Here is a 1,988-nt window from a genome sequence, read left to right on the forward strand (position 1 = left end):
TCATTGGTAGTCAGGGGCGCGGTATCTGCGTAGCGGACCCGTTTCCCCTTCCCCCTTTCAATCCGTGCGTGCGGTTTTCCCGCACACGGCTTACCGATGATCTTCTTGACATGGTTACGCCGCCTTCGGGTAGCGGATGGTGCCGCGCAAGCGGAAAAGGCCATGACCGTGAAACCACTCTTCAGTCCACTGATCGGCTTGTCCGGCACGCAGGTTACGGCCCCGCTTCTTCACCATTAGGCGAAATAGGCGCCACATCACGTACCGGTCGATCTGGCGGAACTTAGTGGCGGCGTTGCCGGTGCGAAAGTAGTTGCCCCAACCGCGCAAGATCGGATTCAATGCCGCGATCACGTCACGGATATCGATGCCGACCCGATTGGCTCCGGTGCGTTCGCGCACCTTGGCCCGCAGGCGGGCCATGGCCGTCTGGCTGGGCCAGCGATGCAGGTAGTAGCGCACGATCCGCTTCTGTTCCCACAACCGCCCCGACATACGCGCCCGGAAGTGACAACCCAGAAAATCCAGGCCCTCACGCCCCTCACGCAAGTCGACCACCTTCGTCTTGTCCGGATGCAGCCGCAACCCCAACGACGCCAGGATTTCGCCCAGCACCGCCAGGGCGTGCTCGGCTTGTGCCGCCGAACGGCACATCACCACACCGTCATCGGCGTAGCGCACCAACTCACCCACATTCCTGCGGGAAAGTTCGGTGTCGAGCACATGCAGGTAGATGTTGGCCAACAGCGGGGAGATCACCCCGCCCTGCGGGGTGCCCGCGACCGTCCGCGTCACCTCACCGTCAACCATGACTCCTGCTTGCAGCCACTGACGCAGCAGCTTGAGCACCCGCCGATCCGAGACCCGCCGCCCCACCTCGGTGAGGATGCGGTCATGGTCGATCTCGCCGAAGAAATTGGCGATATCGAACTCCACCACGAACTGGTAGCCCTCGATGAACCCGACACGAAGCCGTTCCATCGCTTGTGTAGCTGACCGCTTCGGCCGAAACCCATACGAGCACGACAGAAAGTCCGCCTCGAATATCGGTTCCAACACCAGCTTGGCCGCCGCCTGGGCCACCCGGTCTCGCACCGTAGGAATCCCCAACGGCCGCTTACCACCACGTGGTTTCGGGATCTCCACACGCCTGGCTGGCGCGGGACGATACCGACCTGTGCGAAGGTCCCGACGCAACTCACGCAGCATGCGGTCCACGCCGTAGTCCTCCACCGCGACCAGGGTGATCCGATCCACCCCGGCCGCGCCCCTATTCGCTCGCACCCGTTCCCACGCCTCCCACAGGACGTCACCCCTGTAGATACGGTCATACAGGGCGTGGAAACGCCGACCCGAAGACTGCTTGGCCGCAGCCCATAGCGTGCGTTGCAGTTGTCGCACTTTCACCGGCGAAACCACCAACGGCTCATCGGCTACGACAGGCGATGACCTGCCGGGGGAATTGGACCAGGCAAGCCCGGCCATGCCCTCGCACTTACCCACTCTGCGCGCGTGATCAAAGTTGGGGTCCTTCCCTCCCGGCGCGTTGTGCTGCACACCGATCAGCGGTACTACGACCCCATCGGACTCCCGCTGCCCTCCAGAGATTTTCACCATCGGCTTATACCCCTGGTCTTTGCCCGACAAGGCCAGGCAGACGGGCCTCTCCAGTTCCGAACCAGACTATGTGCACGTGCCATCTCCCATACCCCGGGGAGACCCGCTGGACTGACCCCGGACCAGGGCCCAGCAGACATGGCCTTCGCCGTGACATGAGCGGCTCGGCTCTCCCGTTGTGCGTTTGACGAGGCTGCAGAGTTCGCTTCGCGCTACGGCCCGCACACTTGCTCCCTCCGAAGAGGCTCTTGACACCCCGCTCAGCCCGCCACCTCTCGACGACGAACCGGGGCCTGCTACCCGGCGTTCCGGTACCTACCGGGACGGGACTTCCACCCGCTAGCCTGATCCAGCTTGCTGGACGCACCATG

General features: G+C 63.6%; 1 protein-coding gene. It reads right to left on the reverse strand.

Annotation, left to right across the window (positions count from 1 at the left end; genetic code table 11):
• Nucleotides 1–114: 114 nt before the first annotated feature.
• Nucleotides 115–1,617 carry a group II intron reverse transcriptase/maturase gene (ltrA, locus tag A5790_RS11210; protein WP_369829783.1) on the reverse strand — a complete coding sequence of 501 codons (1,503 nt, stop codon included), beginning with the start codon at nt 1,615–1,617 and terminating at the stop codon, nt 115–117.
• Nucleotides 1,618–1,988: the final 371 nt, after the last annotated feature.

Source organism: Mycobacterium sp. 852002-51152_SCH6134967, assembly GCF_001667105.1.
Classification (GTDB): domain Bacteria; phylum Actinomycetota; class Actinomycetes; order Mycobacteriales; family Mycobacteriaceae; genus Mycobacterium; species Mycobacterium neumannii_A.

What these genes read in the sequence shown, in the direction of transcription:
- ltrA (WP_369829783.1), bottom strand. Translation starts at nt 1,617, where the DNA reads ATGGTGAAAATCTCTGGAGGGCAGCGGGAGTCCGATGGGGTCGTAGTA.